At 45.4% G+C, this 18927-nt stretch carries 15 protein-coding genes; all 15 read right to left on the reverse strand.

Features of this window, described 5'->3' with window-relative positions; genetic code table 11:
• Nucleotide 1: 1 nt before the first annotated feature.
• Nucleotides 2-1069, reverse strand: coding sequence for a cyclic dehypoxanthinyl futalosine synthase (gene mqnC / locus Cabys_RS15310; RefSeq protein WP_006927032.1), 1068 nt, complete (start codon nt 1067-1069; stop codon nt 2-4).
• Nucleotides 1056-1925 carry a menaquinone biosynthetic enzyme MqnA/MqnD family protein gene (locus tag Cabys_RS15315; RefSeq protein ID WP_006927034.1) on the reverse strand — a complete coding sequence of 290 codons (870 nt, stop codon included), beginning with the start codon at nt 1923-1925 and terminating at the stop codon, nt 1056-1058. Before Cabys_RS15315 ends, mqnC begins: the two co-directional genes overlap by 14 nt.
• Before the next feature lie 13 nt (nt 1926-1938).
• On the reverse strand, nt 1939-3042 hold the full coding sequence (gene mqnE / locus Cabys_RS15320) for an aminofutalosine synthase MqnE (protein ID WP_006927035.1): 1104 nt from the start codon (nt 3040-3042) through the stop codon (nt 1939-1941).
• Nucleotides 3043-3669: 627 nt separating this feature from the next.
• Nucleotides 3670-5901 (reverse strand): transglycosylase SLT domain-containing protein, encoded by a 2232-nt coding sequence (locus Cabys_RS15325; protein WP_006927036.1) that lies wholly within the window; start codon nt 5899-5901, stop codon nt 3670-3672.
• A gap of 252 nt (nt 5902-6153) precedes the next feature.
• Nucleotides 6154-7560: a M28 family peptidase gene (locus tag Cabys_RS15330; RefSeq protein WP_006927037.1), complete on the reverse strand. Its 1407-nt coding sequence runs from the start codon at nt 7558-7560 to the stop codon at nt 6154-6156.
• The gene (locus Cabys_RS15335; protein ID WP_006927038.1) at nt 7561-8157 is read right to left on the reverse strand and encodes a hypothetical protein; all 597 of its coding nucleotides are present in this window, start codon (nt 8155-8157) and stop codon (nt 7561-7563) included.
• A 178-nt stretch (nt 8158-8335) separates the two neighbouring features.
• A complete protein-coding gene (pnpS, locus tag Cabys_RS15340; RefSeq protein WP_006927039.1) occupies nt 8336-10117 on the reverse strand; it encodes a two-component system histidine kinase PnpS in 1782 nt (593 codons plus the stop codon).
• Complete coding sequence (locus tag Cabys_RS15345) at nt 10114-10806, reverse strand: response regulator (protein WP_006927040.1); 693 nt, start codon at nt 10804-10806, stop codon at nt 10114-10116. The genes pnpS and Cabys_RS15345 overlap by 4 nt, the downstream gene beginning before the upstream one ends.
• 82 nt (nt 10807-10888) lie before the next feature.
• Nucleotides 10889-11401: a hypothetical protein gene (locus Cabys_RS15350; RefSeq protein WP_006927041.1), complete on the reverse strand. Its 513-nt coding sequence runs from the start codon at nt 11399-11401 to the stop codon at nt 10889-10891.
• On the reverse strand, nt 11398-12513 hold the full coding sequence (locus Cabys_RS15355; protein WP_006927043.1) for a DUF4388 domain-containing protein: 1116 nt from the start codon (nt 12511-12513) through the stop codon (nt 11398-11400). Before Cabys_RS15355 ends, Cabys_RS15350 begins: the two co-directional genes overlap by 4 nt.
• Complete coding sequence (locus Cabys_RS15360) at nt 12510-14072, reverse strand: DUF4388 domain-containing protein (protein ID WP_006927044.1); 1563 nt, start codon at nt 14070-14072, stop codon at nt 12510-12512. Before Cabys_RS15360 ends, Cabys_RS15355 begins: the two co-directional genes overlap by 4 nt.
• A 33-nt stretch (nt 14073-14105) precedes the next feature.
• Nucleotides 14106-14690: an RNA methyltransferase gene (locus Cabys_RS15365; protein WP_006927045.1), complete on the reverse strand. Its 585-nt coding sequence runs from the start codon at nt 14688-14690 to the stop codon at nt 14106-14108.
• 10 nt (nt 14691-14700) lie between these two features.
• Nucleotides 14701-16104 carry a 23S rRNA (uracil(1939)-C(5))-methyltransferase RlmD gene (gene rlmD, locus Cabys_RS15370; protein WP_006927047.1) on the reverse strand — a complete coding sequence of 468 codons (1404 nt, stop codon included), beginning with the start codon at nt 16102-16104 and terminating at the stop codon, nt 14701-14703.
• Nucleotides 16101-17513, reverse strand: coding sequence for a B12-binding domain-containing radical SAM protein (locus Cabys_RS15375; protein ID WP_006927049.1), 1413 nt, complete (start codon nt 17511-17513; stop codon nt 16101-16103). Before Cabys_RS15375 ends, rlmD begins: the two co-directional genes overlap by 4 nt.
• A 42-nt stretch (nt 17514-17555) precedes the next feature.
• Nucleotides 17556-18758 (reverse strand): tetratricopeptide repeat protein, encoded by a 1203-nt coding sequence (locus Cabys_RS15380; RefSeq protein ID WP_006927051.1) that lies wholly within the window; start codon nt 18756-18758, stop codon nt 17556-17558.
• Nucleotides 18759-18927: the final 169 nt, after the last annotated feature.

The following is an 18927-nucleotide window of genomic DNA, read 5'->3' on the forward strand; positions in this document are numbered from 1 at the left end:
ATTAATTCAACAGATTATATTCCATGTCGCGCAGGCGCGGCTCGAATCCCGCCTTAATAATAATGCGTTCGATTTCCTGGCGGTCCATCCGAAAAGTCGCTCCGGCCGCCGCCACCACATTTTCTTCGATCATCACGCTGCCAAAATCATTGCCGCCAAAAAACAGGCCCATTTGCGCAATCTTAGCGCCCATGGTCACCCACGACACCTGAATATTGGGCAGGTTGTCCAGCATCAATCGAGAAATGGCCAGGGTTCGCAAATAGTCGTAGGCGCTGGTCTTTTGCACATGAACGCGCGTGTTTTCCGGCTGAAAGGTCCAGGGAATAAAAGCCGTAAACCCCAGGGTGTGATCCTGCAGCTCGCGGATTTTTATCATGTGCTGCAAACGGTGCTCGTAAGTTTCCACATGCCCAAACATCATGGTGGCCGTGCTCTTCATGCCCATTTTGTGCGCAGTTTCCATCACCTTAAGCCACTGTTCGGCAGTGGTTTTATTGGCATTCAATTTTATGCGGACTTCATCTACCAGAATTTCAGCGCCGCCGCCGGGAATGGAATCCAGACCGGCCCCGCGCAAACGAATCAGCGTATCTTGCAGCGAAAGGTGGGAAATCTTTGCAATGTAGTGAATTTCCGGCGGGGAAAGCGAATGAATGCGCACCGCTGGAAATTTTTCCTTGATAAAACGAAAGAGATCCTCATAAAAATCAATTTTTAATTGCGGATTCAATCCGCCCTGCATTAAAATCTGGTAGCCGCCCCGATCAATCGTTTCCTGAATTTTGCGCGCGATTTCTTCTTTTTTGAGCACATAGCCGTGTGAGGAGCCTATTTTTTCGTAAAACGCGCAAAAATCACAATTGGCCACACAGATATTGGTGTAATTGATATTGCGATCGATAATAAAGGTGACAACAGGCCTGGGATGGAAGCGGCGCTTAACCCGGTCGGCCAGTTTGCCCAGCCAGATTAGATCGGCTTCTTCAAACAAAAACAGCCCCTCTTCCAGGGTTAATCGTCCGTTCTCGGCCACCTTTTGCTCTATGGTCTGTTTATTGATCTTCATAAAAATGCAGCTCCGGAATATGTTCAATTAAGCCCAGATAAAACGCGTAATGGTAAAATTCCAGTAACCCGGCTTTTTCGTCCTCGTCCAGCTTGTAGAAAATATTCCTGGTCAAATACTCCTGGTAGAACTGCCAGCTCTGCGTTTTACCCACGGCATATTCACGGGAAATTTTTTCGATATTTTGCGCGCCGATTTCATAGGATTTTTGCATGATGGTCACTTCGTCGTTGCTCAGGCTCAATTCATGACCGGCCCAGAAGGCGTAAACAAAAGGCAGGCCCGTCATGTCGGTCCATTCTTCGCCCAGGTCCAGATGGTTGGGAAAGGACGCCTGGTATTGCAGCGCCCGGTCGCCAATGACCAGGGCCGCATCGGCTTTTTGTAGCATCTCCTGCAGGTCGGGCGCCATGGGCACAAACTGCGGCTCGATTTCAAACTTTTCTAATAGCAAGATTTTTAACAGCGCCACGGAAGTTCGCGAGCTGGTATCCAGAGCAATGGTGTTGATGCGCCTGATATCCTGATTGAAAAAGAGCGCAACGCTCTTTACCGCACCTCTGGAAGCGATGCACAATTCCGGCACAATTTTCAAACCGCCCTTGCCGCGGGCATATTCAATGGAAGGAATCAGTCCGAGCTCCACCTCGCCCTGCAGCAAACGTTCCGCGCAAACAGAAGGCACATCTTTTTGCATGACGAAATCATGTTTCACCAGACCTTTTTCCAGGCCGTACACCAGCGGTTTGGTATTCAAATAACTAACATAGCTTACATTTTTTACTTTGTAAGAAATGGGGGCGTCGCCTTCCGGCTGCGTTTGCGATGCTCCGCCAAATAGATTATTAATTTCCATTGAATTCTCCGAATTAAACCTGATCGATGATTTCCGTTTCCGTATTTACACTCTGGTACAGCGCATTTCGTTCCACAGGGACAAAGCCGCATTCGCTGATCAATTTTTTCAGTTGACTGCGCGTCATCATTTGTGACGATCTGGCGCCGGCCATGTGGTAGATACGTTCTTCCACCACCGAGCCATCAATATCGTCCGCGCCAAAAGAGAGGGCAATTTGCGCCACGTCTTTACCCAGCATCACCCAATAGGCCTTGATATGATCAAAATTATCCAGCAACAGGCGGCTGATGGCAATGTGCTTTAGATCTTCCACACCGGTGGCCATGGGCAGGCGAGCCATGCGCGTATTTTCCGGATGGAAAAGCAGTGGTAAAAAAGTGAGAAATCCGCCCGATTCATCCTGCGCCTTACGCAAACGGATTAAATGATCGACCTTTTCCTCGTCTTTTTCGATGTGGCCGTACAACATGGTGGCATTGGTGCGAATGCCCTTTTGGTGCGCGATTTTATGGATTTCGATCCACTCATCGGCCGAAAGTTTGTCCATAAACAGCTTGCGCTTCACCCGTTCGCTGAACACCTCCGCGCCGCCGCCGGGCATGGTGTTTAAACCGGCCTCCAATAAATCATCCAGCACCGCTGCCCATGATTTGCCGGAGCGTTCGGCCAGGTAGGCGATTTCAACAGCCGTGTAGGCTTTTATGTTTACATTCGGCCGCACCTCTTTTACCACGCGCAATACATCAATGTAGTATTCGTAAGGCAGGCCGTCGTCTAAACCGCCGACAATGTGGATTTCGGTGATCGGCTCTTCGATGCGTTCCAGTACCTTCTGACGCACCGTTTCCAGCGACATACGATAGGCGCCCTCCTGACCATCCTTACGGTAGAAGGCGCAAAACAGGCAATCGTTGCGGCAGATATTGGTGGGGTTGATGTGTTGATTCAGGGTGTAAAAGGTTTTTAAGCCGTTTTTTTGAACGCGGATATGATGCGCCATTTCACCAATGGTCAACACATCGTTAGAATTGAAAAGCGTCATCCCGTCTTCAAAAGACAGCCGTTCACCGGCCATCACTTTATCGTAAATTCGTTTTAAGTTCGAGTCTGTCAAGTCAGCGCTCCATTTCATTTTACCATGAAATCGAAAAATTTACAAGTCCTGTACGGTTAAAGCAAATTTATGTTACAAATCTGAACGATTCCCATGTTTTGATTATCTGGATTAACGATTAAGGCAGGAGATTTATTTCATATCAGCAGCCCTGAAATGTGAATTAAACGAGATGTCGTTTAATTAATGAGTTTATTGCAAGGCAGCACAGCCGCAACCAAAAACAAACCACAATGTGCGTAAAGTAATTTTCTTGCAGATTACGCCAATCATCGCAGAAAAAGATTAAACAAACTATTTCAAGCGACCACAGAGAGCTCAAAGGAGTCACAAAGAGTGCAAAGAGTGTTAAAAATTTAAAAAAGTTTCAATTGCCCACACCATCTTGATCTCCTTTTCCAAGAATAAAAGTCTGGGAGAGGGGAACGCTGAACGTGGACAGTTGCCATTCAACCATTCAACTAATCAACTAATCAACTATTCAACCAATCCAGCAGCACAAAAATTTTCAAATCCCGCCCGGGCGAGATTGATCTTCCAGAGGAAGTATCCTAAACAAGCGGGACAGGAAATGAAACGCTTTGTCTTCACCGTCGCACTCGTGACAGTGAAGAATATTGGTTTCCGTTAAAATCCGAAAGCCAGCGACCAATTTTCCAGATCGTCTTCCATGGAAAGCAGTGTCCGGCGATCGACCTGAAAATCATTGTACAGTAATTTGTAGGCCCAGTAATTTTTCATGACGCGCTTTACGTAGTTTCTGGTTTCTTTGAACTCTATGTTTTCGATAAAGCCGTCTGTATGGTTGGAATAGTTTAATTTCAGCCAGCGTTTAACGCGGTGCGGACCGGCGTTGTAAGCCGCCAGTATTTTGGCTTTGTCTCCTTTAAACTGTCTGTGCAGCTGTTTTAAGTACAGCGTACCCAGATGGATATTGAACTCCGGATCGAATAACAGATCGATATTTTTCAATCGCTTTCCCGCCAAAAACGCCATATCGCGCGCCGTGGTCGGAATAAGCTGCATTAAACCATAAGCGTTGGCAAACGACTTTGCGCGATGGTCAAAGGCGCTTTCTTGCTTGATGAGTCCTAATACCAGCTCCTTTTCCAGGCCGTAGCGCCGGCAAAATTTATCCACAATCTGATCATAGTAATAGGGAAAGCGTTCGCGTAAAATAAACAGTTTTTCGCCATAGGCAAGCTTGCTGTAAAAGCGTTGATTGATCTGATCGTACAATCGGTAAGCGCGGCCGTACTCTTTAAGCCTTTTGTAGGTTTCGGCCAGGGCAATCCATTCCTGAATTTCCCGCCGATCGATTTTTAAGGTGGAAAGTTCGGCCACGGCATACGAGCGCCCCAACAAATCGTCAATCAAAAAAACTCTTTCAAAATGGTCGATGTGCTTCTGAAATCCTTTGCCGTAATAGTTCAGCGGATTGCGAATTCGTTTAAACGCTTTGATTAACGCATTGGTGGAGTCCATGTACTCTTTTTCCAGCAGGTAGCTTTTTAAAGTGTAGTAATCATCCCACATGTTGCGGGCCAGGTCTCTTCTGATTCTGCTGGCCGTTAAGGTGTCGCTTTTCATTTCGCGGCAAATGCTTACCCAGTACGCCGCCCGATTCTTAAAAAAATCTTTTGTGCGGCTGAAACGGATTTTATTAAATACGCGTTCTGCCTGCTCAATCTTTCCCAGCCTGAACAACGTGTAGCCGTACCTGAAGCGCGCTTCTGAGCCAAAGGAAGAATGCGGCCAGCGTCGATACAACTTTTGATAAAAAGATAAAGCATCCTGCAAACGGCCCATGCGCTCTTCTAAAAGGGCCACCTTCCAGATGACTTCCGCGGCCATTCGGCGCCGTGGATAGCGATCCGCATATTCCTTGTAAAGATCTATGCTTTTTTGCACATTGCCAACCGCCAGATAAGCGCGCGCCAGATATAACCGAATTTTAGGCTCCAGCGCTTTATTTTTAAGATTGGCCAGTAAATTTTTAAAGCCGATCAGCGCGGTGGAATATCGTCCCTGGGCATAGTAGTTTCGCACCAGCAGGTAGCGGGCTTCTTCCTGTAGTTTTACGTCGCTGGTTTCACGAATAAATTTTTCTAATTTTACGCGCGCCTCGTCATATCTGCGGTGTTTGCTTAAAACCGGATAAATTTTCAGGAACTTTTTCCGGTACCATTCGGGCGCTTTTTGCTCTAATTCATCCACCAATTGTTCGCACACCTGGTGCGAAGGATGTTTTTTAATGATCTGATAGTACTCTTTCAGGGCGGCATCCTTACGCCCGCTTAACCACAAACAATCGGCCGCCTTTTTCTTGAACTCCACTCGTTGCGTTTTACGGATTTTTCGCTCGATGGCCAGTTGAAAATATTTGCGCGCTTCTAAAAATTTTTTCTGGCGGTAACAGGTTTCGGCCAGAGGGATTAAAAGCGAATCGGCCAGCGGGCTGTTTCGGTATTGTTTTAAATAATCGCGAGCCAGAGGCAACGCTCTGCTCGTGTCCATTCCCCAGATGCTCCTTATCTCAAAATAAGCGCTGTAAGACGGTAAAAAGCCCGATTCCTTCAGTTCACTAAAAAGCCTGGCCGCTTTCTTAAAATCTTTGTTCTGATAGGCGGCAAAGGCAAACTTAAACTTTGTGCCATCGGAAATTCGGGGATTGACTTTTAATAAAAAGTTTTGCAGTGAGTCGTAATAAGCGTAAAAATTCTGCTGATGGTAGAGCTTATCCAGTTTATTGAAAATAATTTGCCGCTCGGATACATTATCCCAGTTGGAATTAAAAATAGCCTGAAAATCGAGTAAAACCACAAAAAGGACAATCGGCAAATATTTATTGATCTTCATTTAATATGCATCCTGCAATGATCTTCCATGTTTATTAATCGTACAGCAATTGGGCTTTAGTTAGAATAATCGAATTTTATGTCCAGAACCGTGACAAATTCCACGTTTATTTATGATAATTAATTCTGAGCTAAAATCAAGTCTTTTTCCGGGGACTTCACTGGATTCATTGCTCTGTTTAAATTAAAATTTCCTTTTCAAACTCCTGAGCCACTCAACTCAAAAAACTCATAGAAACGGCAAAGGTTTCCTTTATTCAAAAGACCATTCCTTTTGACGTTTTAGTATTTCATCCAGGTTAAATTTTTTCAGCATTCTGGTAACGGCCTCTTTGTCCAATTTTTGAAAGGGTAGTTGCGGTCGATTGGCCAATTCAACCACCATGATCGAGATTACACCCGCCGCCTGAGAAAGATAGTCACTGCGCACTTTATCAAAGGTATCGCCAAAACTGTGGTAAAACCGTCCCTGATCCTTATCCAGATGCGCCGTTAACGTAAAGGTCGGAATTCCCTGCATCATAAAGGGCATGTGATCGCTGTTGGTCCAGGAGCGGCTGATCGCGCCGACTGTTAAATTATATCCCTGTAGGTTTTCGGCCAGAGTTTCAAAAAAGGGCAAAAAATCGTCAAAGCCCATGGCATTAAATCCCGTTGGGCGACCGGTCATATCCATATTGACCATGGCCGCAATCGGTTCGTTGCCGTGTTTTTCCATGTACTTTTTCGATCCCCACAAACCGAGCTCTTCGCCGTTGAACCAGACGAACTCCAGCGTAAAATGGTTTTGCGGATGGATTTGATGGATGAGCCGCGCCACTTCCAGCAAGATGGCGCTGCCGTTACCGTTGTCAATGCCGCCCTGACCAAAATCCCAGCTATCGAAATGGGCGCCGAGCACAATTTTGTCTTTGACCTTTCCCGGGATAGTTGCCACGATATTGGCCGTGGTAATGGGCGTACAATAGGAACGGGTTGTGATTTTTAACCTGGGCATCTTCCCCGTTTCTAAAAGCCGTTTCAGCCACTGCCCTTCTTCATAGGTAATGCTAAAACCCGGAATGGGCGCAGGCTCGCCCTGAAAGCTAAAAGTACCGGCACGCATCAACCCGCCGATTTTGTTGTTCACAAACAGCACCGCTTTTGCGCCATTGGCTGCCGCATAGCGAATCACTTCGGAGCGCAGAGGTTGCTTTCCTTTTTTGGGCTTTTCGGGCGGAATCAGAACAATTTTTCCATGAACATCAATGGAATCCAAAATTTCTTTCTGGCCGGAATGTCCGTTCACCAAAGGAGCAGTAAAAGGTGGCGTTTGGTTAACATATCCCAGAGCCGCGCAGCGCAACGTTCTTTCAGTGGGCTCTAAAAGTTTAATCTCGTCATCGCCGCGCACCCAGCCGGGCATATTAAAACTTTCTCTTTTGGCATCTAAACCCAATTTTTTCAGCTCTTCAATCAATATGTCCATGGCCTTTTCATTTTGTTTGCTGCCTACCAGCCGACCGCCGGCTTCATCGCAGATGCGCTGTAAAACAGGATAGGACACATTGTCCACAAAAGCCGATCCGCTTAGCTGCCGCCAGATTTGTTTATTGAAGTCGCCAGAAAACAGCCCTCCCATAAAAACAAGCGTAATTAAAATGGCGATCGAACGTTTCATCTATTCCCCCGTCTCTTCGTTTACCCACAAAGGTGTTTTTTCCCAGTCTCGGACCGTATCTTGAAAAGATTTAAGCAAGTTTCTGCCGTTTTCCGGATCGACACACTGGAAGATGGAATGGCGAAATACAACCACCTGCAACTCATCGTTTAACTGTAAAATAATTTCGTACACTGTAAAATCGCCGATAATTCCCTGTAAAACTTCGCCCTCCAAAAGCGTCAGACGAATCGGTTTTTTGAGCATCATCATGGGATACAGGGTTTTATTTTTCACGTGGTAGCGGCGCGTTGGATTTAAAATCGGCTGCAACTGGCGCGCTTTAATCGCCTCATCGATTTGAATAAACGGCGCTATTTTTGATGAATGTTGGGCAGAGTAAAAAAATTTAATATGAACCTTTGGAATCTGGCGCAGATTGCCTTGCATACCTTTAACGACCAGATCGTATTTGAGATTTTGCTTGATTTGGCCGCGGAGTGTTTTATGACCGTGGATATGAAAATCCAGAACATCTCCCGCTTCCAGATGTTCTGATAAAATATCGCGCCGATAGTTCTCTTTGAGATAGTTCGAAAGGCCTCTTAAATATCCCATTTTCCTCTCCTTATTATTTTGTGGTAAAGTAATAAAAAGAGAGGAATAAAGCCAGAGAGCGTAAATAAAAAAGTTGATTTTAACAGCGGCTTACACATCAAAAGGACACACAGCCCGGTGCGATTAACGCCAACACCTTGCTTTGTCCGGTTTCAATGCCAACAACTCCGGGGCGGTTTTACGATTTTTCATAGGGCAGGTAAATATAAAAGGTGCTTCCCTTGCCCACTTTACTTTCTACAGCCACGCGCCCGTTGTGCACATTAACAATATGCTTAACAATGGAGAGTCCCAATCCGGTTCCGCCCAGTTGACGACTGCGCGCTTTATCCACACGATAAAAGCGCTCAAAAATTCGATCGTGATAGTCGCTGGGGATGCCAATTCCCTGATCAACGACTTTGATCTCCACTTCCCTTTCTCCGGGAGTGACTTCAATTTTAACCTCGGTATTTTCCGGGCTGTATTTGATGGCATTGGTAATTAAATTAACCAGGGCCTGCTCCAGCAACGAAGGATTCATTTTAACCTTTAACTTTTCGGGGCAGGCGGACGTAATACGGATATTTTTGTCATCGGCCTGAGACTGGCACACCAGGATGGCGTTTTGCACCACCGGCGCAAGATAATCTTCGCTAAATTGAAATTCGGAGCGCTCCTCTTTTTGTTCAAGCGAAGCCAGCACCATCAGGTCTTCAATGATCATATTCAAACGTCTGGTCTGATTGTGAATGATATTCAGAAAACGCTCGGCTGTTTCTTTATCGGCTAATGCGCCATCGAGTAAAGTTTCTACAAAGCCCTGGATAGAAGTGAGCGGCGTGCGGATTTCGTGAGAAACATTGGCCACAAAATCTTTGCGAATTTCTTCGAGGCGTTTAATCCGCGTAACATCCGATAGCACCACCATGGCGCCGATGGTATTGCCCGCCTCATCTTTTAAGCAGGTGCCATGCACCTGAATGTAGCGCCGCGGTTCGCCACGGCACACAATCTCGTCCTCAATAAGCTGATCCGTAGCAAGCGCCTTTTCAATTACCTTAATCAGTTCACTATTGCGGATTACTTCGTGCATGCTGCGATTTTTGGCATCTGCGGAAATATTCAAAATTTCTGCGGCAGCGCGATTAATGGCGATGATGCGTTCCTCTTTATTAACGGCTAAAATGCCTTCGTTCATGCTCTGAAAAATGGCCTGCTGTTGATTTTTCTGCTCATGGATTTTGTGCAGTTGGTCTTCCATTCTCTCGATAAGCTGATTAAACGCCGCTGAAATCCGATGCAGCTCGATGGCCGAAAAATCGGGTAAACGTACTTTAAAATCGCCTGCGGCTACCTTTTCCATGCACTCGGCAACTTCCAGCAGGGGCTGGCTAAAACGCCGCGCCACCACATAAAAGAGAACCAGAATCAATAAAAATCCCAGCAATAAGATCAAAATAATCTGATATTGCAAAGCGGAAAAGACCTGGTCGGCATGCTGATAGGGCATGGACATCCGCACAACGGCAATGACTTTATTGTCCTCATTATTGAATATGGGGAGGGCCAGATACAACAATTCTTTATTTACCGAATAGCTGTAGCGAATATTTCTGCCCACATGTCCGAGCAGGGCTTCTTTAATTTCCGGTCGATCGGCATGGTTATCGAGCAAAGAGGGGTCTTTACGCGTATCGGCGATCACCTTTCCGTTGGGCAATATGACCGTTACGTACGATTTCAAATCGAAAAACAGCCGGTTCAGCTCGGCGTTCACATTGTCAAAATCATTATTTTTTATCTGCGGCTCAATTAATCGTGCGACAACATGTCCTTTAACCTGCAATTCTTCAAAATAGATATCTTTGATTAAATGCCTGGACTTATTTACCGTATAAAATACAATGATGGCAATAAAAAAAACACTGATGGCTGAAAACGAAAAAAAAGTTTGCCACAACTGGCGTTTATGGGTCATATATGCTCCTTAAATCGATATCCGACGCCGCGAACGGTTTCGATGTATTTTCCGGCTTCTCCTAATTTTTTGCGCAGACCGACAATTTGCACATCCACGGAACGTTCGGTCACCGGGTAATCTTCGCCGCGCAGGGCGTCCACAATCTGGTAGCGCGTAAACACCCAGCCCGGACGCTGCGCCAGAAAATAAAGCAGACTGAACTCCGTGTAAGTTAAATGAACCGGCTTATCCTTCACCAGCACCTCACGGCGCCCGGGGTGAATCATTAAATCGTGGATGCGAATCACATCCATCGATTCCGCCTGTTTCTGACTTTTGCGCCTTAAAACGGCCTTTACGCGGGCTAACAAAATTTTTACCGAAAAAGGTTTGGGGATGTAATCGTCGGCGCCCAGCTCCAGTCCGGTAACAATATCCGCTTCTTCGCCTTTGGCGGTCAGCATGATGATCGGGATGCCGGCGGTATCCGGCGTATGTTTTAACACCTTGCACACATCCAGCCCGTCCACACCCGGTAACATTAAATCCAGCAGAATCAGATCGGGTACTTCACTTTTTACTTTTCTTAAGATCTCTTCTCCACTGGTAAAACATTCAACTTCGTAACCTTCTTTACTCAAATTGTAATCAACCAAATCCAGAATATCTTTTTCATCATCAACGATGTAAATTTTAGCTTTTGCCACTTTTCATCCTCGGACTATTTTGAAACCGCTTCAATTTTCTAATTTTCTATTTCCATATTATTAGAAAATTATTAGGATTTGGTTAAAGCGGCTCTTCTTCCGTTGATGGGTTAATGATCTGAACATCCGGCTCCTGGTTTAACTTTTCCAATATTTTATGGATTAACTTTTTCATGGCTCTGCCAGGATCTGCCTCCTGCTCAAGCACTACAATCTCGGGAAGTTTATAGTCCAGATGCGAAATTTGTGTAATGGTTTCTTTTAAATTTTCATCTTCTGGCAACACTAAAAATAAAGGCGTTTCAAACTGCGCCAGGTACGCTTCCATATCATTCTCTAAACTTTCGTCAATTTCATCCACAAACATCATGCAAAACGGAACGTAGGGTACTATAATATCCAGCCGATCTTTTATTTTTTCATCGGTCATATCCAGCAAATAAATTAGCATTCCGGCCTTTTCGTTTATTTTCTCATGGATGTAACGCAATTGAAGCGGGAGAGGACTTTCTTTGATGTTGGCGTTGGGCCAGAGTTCCAATATTTTTTTCCAGTTTCTGGTAAAAACTGCCAGTTCCAGAATTAAATGGTTCAAGCTTCCTCCAATAAAGATTTAAAGGTTTGCAAGGCCTTGAAATCGTGAAAATAACAGGGAAGAGCTTCCCGTTTAATTTCCACTGGTCTTACCTCTTCCATTTCTTCGATTTTGTTTTGGTCGGCGCCGAATAGTTTTTTAATCAACCGCTTAACTCCTGAGGCGGCTTTCTCTTCATCTCTTTTAGCTTTGATGCGGTGATATTCGCTTTCCGGAAGGATATACTGTTTTTCCAACCACAATTTCAATTTTTTCAGTAAAAAGTTAAAATCGCCTTCGTAGAGATCGTTGATTTCGCCAGGGGTTTTTCCCTGGTACATCTTGTATAGCCAGGCCCTTTCGTTTGGACCAAAATCCTCAAAATTCAAATCCGGATGGGTAAATAATTTGACATCCGCGCCGGGAAAGGCGCGAAGCAATTGCGCGCGTTCCTCCAGATATTGTTCACACTCGTTAAATATTTGTTCATTGGATAGCATAATGGAGCGTTTGCTAATATAAGTTTCTTCCTTAAAAGAAACCTCGCCATGGCGCCAGGAGGTTAACACCAAAATGGAGGTCAGGGGATCTAACTGGCGATAGGCGGCATGAATAATTTGGCCATTGTTAAGTTCAATGCGGCCGTTTCGCTCGCCCCAGTTAAAATTCAAGATACCGCTGTTTTTTTCCTTACACAGAGCGCGCAGGAGCTCCACCCCGTCGATGTAATCCAGACTTCCACGAAACAAACAACGATCGTTCTCCGGGTTGGGGGCGTAAAAGTGACAATAGGCGTTTAAAATATGCTCTAACTCCTGCCGCGTCACCGGCCAGGGGACGATCTCTTTTACGCCTAACTGCCAGATCAATTGCCGCTGCCCCTGGTCTAACTTGCCCGTTGAACAGATTATCGGCACGTTTAAGCCATTGCCGGTCAACTCTGCCAGGCCGCGCTCCAGAATTTCCGCATCTTTTTCAACAATGTAAATGAGATGCCAGTCTTCAAATTCAATGCGTTTTAAGAAATCCCCGGTATTTTCAAACCACCTGAATGAAATGGGCAGGCGAGGAATGCGCGTTATTAACTGATCGAACCAGTTTTTCTCTCTGGCTACTACCGCTACATGGATCATTCCTCTTCCCCCTCTTCTTCCTTTTCTTTTCCCTCAATAGGCTCTACGGGGCTTATGGAGCTTAATATCTGAACCATGGAATCGGCGTCGTTGGCTTCAAATTGGGTCCAGGCGACATTCCAGTTTAAGAAAAAATGATTTTTTATTTTTTCCAACATCTGCCGTTCATTGAAAAAGGTGACCGCACAGGCGGCCGGTACGGGATGCTGAACCAGAGACTGGTTGATCAGATAGCTGTAGTAGCCCACGTTGGCCAGATTTTGCGCGTTGATCAGAAAGATAAAACCATTAATTTCTTCGGACATTACCGATAATAGCCTTAACAGTTGCGGATTTGCCATCATGCCAATCAGAATAATTTCGTAACCTTCTCCAAGAGAGAAGCGGATAAAATGCATGTTGTATTCAAAAATGACGCGATCGGCTCCGCCGGCCAGCGAGGCCAGATAGTGCTTCAGCAATTCTTCATCATCGCAGATGACCACCACTTTTGCCGGAGCTTCCGTATTGAGCGCCAGGGTTGTTTTGATTTGTTTAAGCGTTTCGGGGTCAAATCTAAACTCGTTTAATGTATTTACGCTTTCGTAAATGTGCTCAAAAGCCGGCGCCTCTTTTTCGATGATGGTTTCGATGGGCTCATTAACTCGTAAAAGGCCGGTCTTTTTTAACTGCTGCAAAATCATCATGGTCTGGTGATTGGGATAAAAAGGATTTTCCAACACATCGCCATACTCTCTGGGCTGAGAAAGATATTCCACAAATCCCGCGTCCAGATTAATTTTGTACAGGGGCAGGTCGCCGGCATTTACCAATTGCAAGACGCTCATTTCAGATTTGAATTGATCCTGAATGGAAAAGAGTTTAAGCTTTAAGTCGGAAATTAGAATGATCAGACCCAATAACGTATTGTGAATGGTTTGTTCGATGTCTTTTGTGTTGTGACGTTTTAAAGAAAATGTTCCATTTTGCCATAACGCCATGTGCAGCAGCCCATCCAGCCCCTGATGGGTCAAAACCTGAGCATGAATGATCTGCCCGTTTTTAAAATAGATCTCGCCATGATTGCGTTTCATGGTCAGTTCAAGAATGCCGCTAACTTTTCGCCGGGCAAGGCCCCATAAAAAATGGATAAATTCAATATTCTCCAGGCGCCCTTCCATTAGCACATCGGAGATATCGGGATGCGTGGTTATTTGCTCATACCACCACAGAGCGTTGGCGCACACTTCTTCGATATTCACCGTTCGATCAAAAACGCGGAAGGCGCCGAGCTCATAAAAGACAATTCGCTTATTGGCATCCGGGGTTACATTGTAAACGATCACCCGGTCTTCATTCTTTAAGCCTTTAAATAATTTGATAACCGATTCCCTTTTTTCAAGGGTTAAGGTGTGGTAATCCACAAGGTACAATCGCCGCCGGTATTCGTCAGGTAAATCGAGGATTGGATCGAGCACAGCGTTGTAAATCACGGGGATTTCGTGTTCTTTAAAAGACTGAACCAGATATTCGCTTTGATGTGGACTTCGGTCAAGTACCACGATTGCGGTTTCGGCCATAAGCATTGCCTTTATTAAACAAACTTTTACAATTTATCGGTCAATACGGTACATGTCAAGCTTAAATGAATGATTTTTTAGATAGTTACCCAATATATGATATAAAACGATCCCATAAGCCACGCTGACGTTTAAGGATTGTTTGATGCCCAGCATGGGAATTTCAATCGCCAGATCGGCCTGTTCCACGATCTGCTGGCTGACGCCTTCTACTTCATTGCCCAGTACCAGACAGAGGGGAAAGGGATATTCAACCTCAAAATAATTCTGACTTTGCGAGGTATGTTCCAGCGTTACAATGGCTATATTTTTCTCTTTTAACTGCTGCACGACCTCCAGCGCATCTTTGTGATAAGACCAGGGAACGCTGTCTGTAGCTCCCAGAGCGGTCTTGTCAATTTCGATGCGCGGCGGACGGGCCGTAAAACCCGTAAGATACAGATGTTCGATTCGGGCGCCGTCGCTGGTGCGAAAAATGCTGCCCACGTTGTGCATACTTCGAATATCCTCAACCAGCACAGAAATGGGCGTACGCGGAAGTTTTTTCAATTCTTCCAGCGTGGGCTGACGCCTGAAAATCTCATCAAAACTCAGCTTGCGGATGGTTTGCCTGTTCATGAAAATAATTTTATCTTCGCTTTAATTGAACGACCGTTTCAATGTGATAAGTTTGCGGGAACATGTCCACCGGCTGCACTTTTTCAATGCGGTAACGATCGCTTAAAATCTTCAGATCACGGGCCAGAGTGGTCGGATTGCATGAAATGTAGACAATAGTCTGCGGGGCAATGTCTTTTATCATACGCACCACTTTTTCGTGCATTCCGCTGCGCGGCGGATCGGTGACAACGACATCAGGCCTTTCGCCAACCGTGGGCATGGTTTTAAGCAAATCGCCCTCCACAAACTCCGCATTTTGGACTCCGTGTTCGCTGGCATTCTGCCGTGCATCCTGCACGGCGCTAACCGCCGTTTCAAAGCCAATCACTTTTTTGGAATGGCGCGCCAGAAACAGACTAATGGTGCCCGTTCCCGAATACAAATCCCATACAACAGAATTCGAATCCAGACCGGCAAACTCAATTGCCTTCTCGTACAGCTTCTCGGCCTGTCGCGTATTGGTTTGAAAAAATGAATTGGCCGAAATTTTAAAAATAAATGGCCCGATCCTGTCCTGAATGTAGGAGCGGCCGTAAAGCAGATGCTCTTTTTCGCCCTGAGCAATTTGCGCCAGCCGCGTATTCACATTGTTCACCACACTCACAACCTGAGGGAATGTTTTAGATAGTGCGGATGCAAGCGGTTTCAGGCGTTCTGGTTCATCCAGACCGGTAACCAGATTCACCATCAACTCTCCGTTAAAGGCGCTTTCGCGAATGACCAGAAACCTTAAATAACCCTGATGGCTGCGGATTCCGTAGGGCTGCAGATTATTTTTTCGAGCATAGTCGGAAATAAAATTCAAAATCTGATTGGCTGTTTCCGATTGCAGGAGACAGGTTTCAATATGTAATATTTTGTCAAAGGTTCCCGGCACGTGCAGACCAAGGGCAAACTCTTTGGAAATATGGGCCTGGTTCAATTCTTCGGGCAACAGCCATCTGCGATCGGAAAAGGAGAATTCCATTTTATTACGATAGGCAAAATATTCGGGCGAGGGCAGAACGGCATGAACTTCCACCTCATTAAATCCGCCAATTCTGGTCAGAGTGTCGCGGACGATTTCTCGTTTGAAATACAATTGATCTTCATATTTCATATTCTGCCAGGTACATCCGCCGCACCAGCTGAAATATTTACAGGGCGGATCAATACGATATGGAGAGGGCTGAAGAATTTCCGTAACAAACGCTTCGGCAAAGTCTTTTTTGCGTTTAACAATTCTGGCCTTTACGTGGTCGCCAGGTAAGGCGCGTTTAACAAAAATCACGTAATTATCAATGCGCGCCACGCCCTGCCCGCCAAAGGCCAGGCGTTCAATTTTCAACTCGTATTCATTACCCTTTTTTACCGGATACACATTTTGACTCATTGCATCTCTCTCACAACTTTTTTTACAGCCATCCCCAGCGCTTCATCGCCGAATAACGGCAGTTCGTTTTTTGCCGCTTCGTTTAATATTTGGGACAATTTACGAATTTTCCGAAATGTTTCATAAGTAATTTTTTCATTGCGCAAAGGGAAAATGGCTTTATTGGTTAAAAGCGGGTCGATATCTCGGGTAATCAGCCCCATTTCCACTGCCCGCTCAAACTCGCGCGTGCCCGGGATGGGCGAAAAGGAGGCCAGGCGCACCTGTAGGCCCAGGTTGTTCACAAAAATGATGCTGGCCACAATCTCTTCCAGAGTTTGACCGGGCAATCCCATAATCACATAAGCTTCCAGGTCTTTGGGTCGAAAGCCCGCCTGCGTAAGATGCTGCACCGCTTCGATCATCGACTCGTCGCTGACCTTGGAATACATGTCTTTCCAGCGCTCGGCATTGGCCGTTTCAAAACTCAAACGAATGGTTTTAAAATTGGCGGCAAACATCAATTCGGCCAGCTGTCGATCCACATATTTAACAAAAAGTCCGTTGGGCGTGTGCAAACGCAGGGGCAGACGTTTTTCTAACAAGCGCTGTAAAATCACCTCAATATGTTTTTGTTTGGCAATAAACAGCGCGTCGTCGTAAAAAGCGAAATCTCTTAAACGAAACCGACGGTATTGCCGGACAAATTCTTCCACCACACGCTCGGGTTGACGCTGTGTAAAGCGCATGGCAATTCGCTTTTGGGCGCAAAAGGAACAACCGTACGGGCAACCGCGCGAGGTCATCACAATTAAATAATCGGGATGATTAATCAGGTCAAACGCAGGATAGGGATAATCATCAAGAGTGGCCGGCAGGTTAAAAGCATCGAAGGGCAACGAAAACAGGTCGGCCAGAAGGCGCAGGGTTTTTAACTCGCCGGGGCCGGTTACCAAAAAATCTGGTTTGATGACTTCTCTGGCATGATCGGGCAAAAGGGAAGCGTAAATTCCGCCCAGGATAATCGGCTTGTCCGGCAGGAACTTGCGAACCAACTCCACCACCCGTTTTACACCGGGATACCAATAAGTCATTATGGAAGTAATCAGAACGGCATGAACGTTGGCGTTTTGCTTTAATTTTTCGATGAACAGTTCTTCAGATATCCCGTAACGGGCGTAGTGGCGAGGAATGTGTTTTAAAATTTCCGGTTTTTCGACAATACTTCTTGGTAGATGGCCGGTTCCGTATTTGCGGATTTTGACCTTTTGCTCGCCGGCATATTTATCCAGACAGTCAATAAAAGAGATTTCAAATCCCTGATCACGCAAAAATGAAGCCAGATAAAGTAAGCCCAACGGCTTACTCCATAAATCGTAGGCGGAAAAATCGTAAATCCAGGGATTTATCAGCAGCAAACGATACGGCATCTGTATATCGGACGTCGATTAAACGTTCAGCATTCCGTCGCCTCAGGCAACCTGTTCTTCCACCGCTTCGTTTTTCTGATCTTTTTTTGGCCGTCTGCCTCTTTTGCGCTGAGCTTTTTGCTTTTCTTGTTCGGTCAATAACTCCTCGTGCGTTTCATAATTTTGCGGTTCCAGCTTGTAGCGATTAACCAGTTCTACCCAGGCATCCAGTTCGGCCTTTACAAAACGAATGGTTCCTTTTTCCGAATCAAAATAAGAAGGAATCTCATTATTAAAGGCTTTGCGGGTTAAATCAAAGGGACGGTTAAAGCCCAGATAACGCGCGGCGGTGGCGGCATTCCATTTGGCTTCTTCGTCTTCTTCGTAGCCTGGCAGGTTGAAACTCCACTCTGTACGCAGGTGCTCGGCCAACCATTCCGGATTTATTTTGTAGATTTTGTCCAGCTTTTGTTTAAACCCTTTTCCGCGCTTGTAATTGATCAGCGCCCGACCAAAGAGACCGTACAAAGAATCGGGAAATTCTTTCTCAATTTGCTTGTAGATTTCTTCGGCCCTGTCCAGATCTCCCAGTTTCATAAAAGCCAACCCCAGTTGGTGCAGCGCTACATCGCTCTTTTCGGCCTGGGTGTAAATTTCCAGGTGTTTAACCGCTTCTTCAAATCGCCCCAATTTCATCAATGCTTTGGCAATGTTCTTATTGGCCTGCGGATCTTCCGGTTTAAAGGCCAGAGCATTTTTTAGATCATCCACGGCGTTGGAATACAGATCGCCATTCATTTTATTCAGGCCGCGATTCAAATGTACATAAAACTTAATTTCGTCGCTCAACGGTTCGTATTCAAAATCGTTGTAATAAAAATCCAGGCTGCGCGTGGAAATGATTCTCGAACGTCCACGTGAACGTTTATTGTTATTAAACTCTTTTAATATTTTTGAAAAGAAAACGCTCAACTTACGCTTTACCTCAGGCTCATTTACCAGAATAATGTTCGAACCGTTGCTCTGCTGCAAATTGGGGTCTTGCGGATTGGCCTCTATTTGTTCGTTGATTTTTTCCTTGGCGCGATGAAAGACATTGTTTAAAAATTCATTGACCATATTGACCGGAGAGCCAAGCCGCATGTCCACATGGCTGCGATCATAGCCGATTTCACAGCAATAAGAATAATTAAACGTTACCTTGTTATCGTTGTACGACCACTTTTTAAGATAGGTCGATAATAAATGAAGATTAAAAAAGTCCATGCCTACTCCTTTTGAGCTCTTTTTTTATTCGAATCCACTACCATCATCTTCTTTGTAAAAATCGAAAATAAACTCGTAACCATTTTACGAGTTAGATTTCTTAATAAGAGTTATCCGCTTATTTTAAGAAAACGTATTGCAGGTTATGCAAAAATAAAATTCCATTGAA

The organism is Caldithrix abyssi DSM 13497 (genome assembly GCF_001886815.1).
Taxonomy (GTDB): Bacteria; Calditrichota; Calditrichia; order Calditrichales; family Calditrichaceae; genus Caldithrix; species Caldithrix abyssi.

Excerpts from the sequence above, each read along its gene's own strand:
- mqnC (WP_006927032.1), bottom strand. The coding sequence starts at position 1,069 with ATGAAGATCAATAAACAGACCATAGAGCAAAAGGTGGCCGAGAACGGA.
- Cabys_RS15315 (WP_006927034.1), bottom strand. The coding sequence starts at position 1,925 with ATGGAAATTAATAATCTATTTGGCGGAGCATCGCAAACGCAGCCGGAA.
- Cabys_RS15325 (WP_006927036.1), bottom strand. The coding sequence starts at position 5,901 with ATGAAGATCAATAAATATTTGCCGATTGTCCTTTTTGTGGTTTTACTC.
- Cabys_RS15330 (WP_006927037.1), bottom strand. The coding sequence starts at position 7,560 with ATGAAACGTTCGATCGCCATTTTAATTACGCTTGTTTTTATGGGAGGG.
- Cabys_RS15335 (WP_006927038.1), bottom strand. The coding sequence starts at position 8,157 with ATGGGATATTTAAGAGGCCTTTCGAACTATCTCAAAGAGAACTATCGG.
- pnpS (WP_006927039.1), bottom strand. The coding sequence starts at position 10,117 with ATGACCCATAAACGCCAGTTGTGGCAAACTTTTTTTTCGTTTTCAGCC.
- Cabys_RS15355 (WP_006927043.1), bottom strand. The coding sequence starts at position 12,513 with ATGATCCATGTAGCGGTAGTAGCCAGAGAGAAAAACTGGTTCGATCAG.
- Cabys_RS15360 (WP_006927044.1), bottom strand. The coding sequence starts at position 14,072 with ATGGCCGAAACCGCAATCGTGGTACTTGACCGAAGTCCACATCAAAGC.
- Cabys_RS15365 (WP_006927045.1), bottom strand. The coding sequence starts at position 14,690 with ATGAACAGGCAAACCATCCGCAAGCTGAGTTTTGATGAGATTTTCAGG.
- rlmD (WP_006927047.1), bottom strand. The coding sequence starts at position 16,104 with ATGAGTCAAAATGTGTATCCGGTAAAAAAGGGTAATGAATACGAGTTG.
- Cabys_RS15375 (WP_006927049.1), bottom strand. The coding sequence starts at position 17,513 with ATGCCGTATCGTTTGCTGCTGATAAATCCCTGGATTTACGATTTTTCC.
- Cabys_RS15380 (WP_006927051.1), bottom strand. The coding sequence starts at position 18,758 with ATGGACTTTTTTAATCTTCATTTATTATCGACCTATCTTAAAAAGTGG.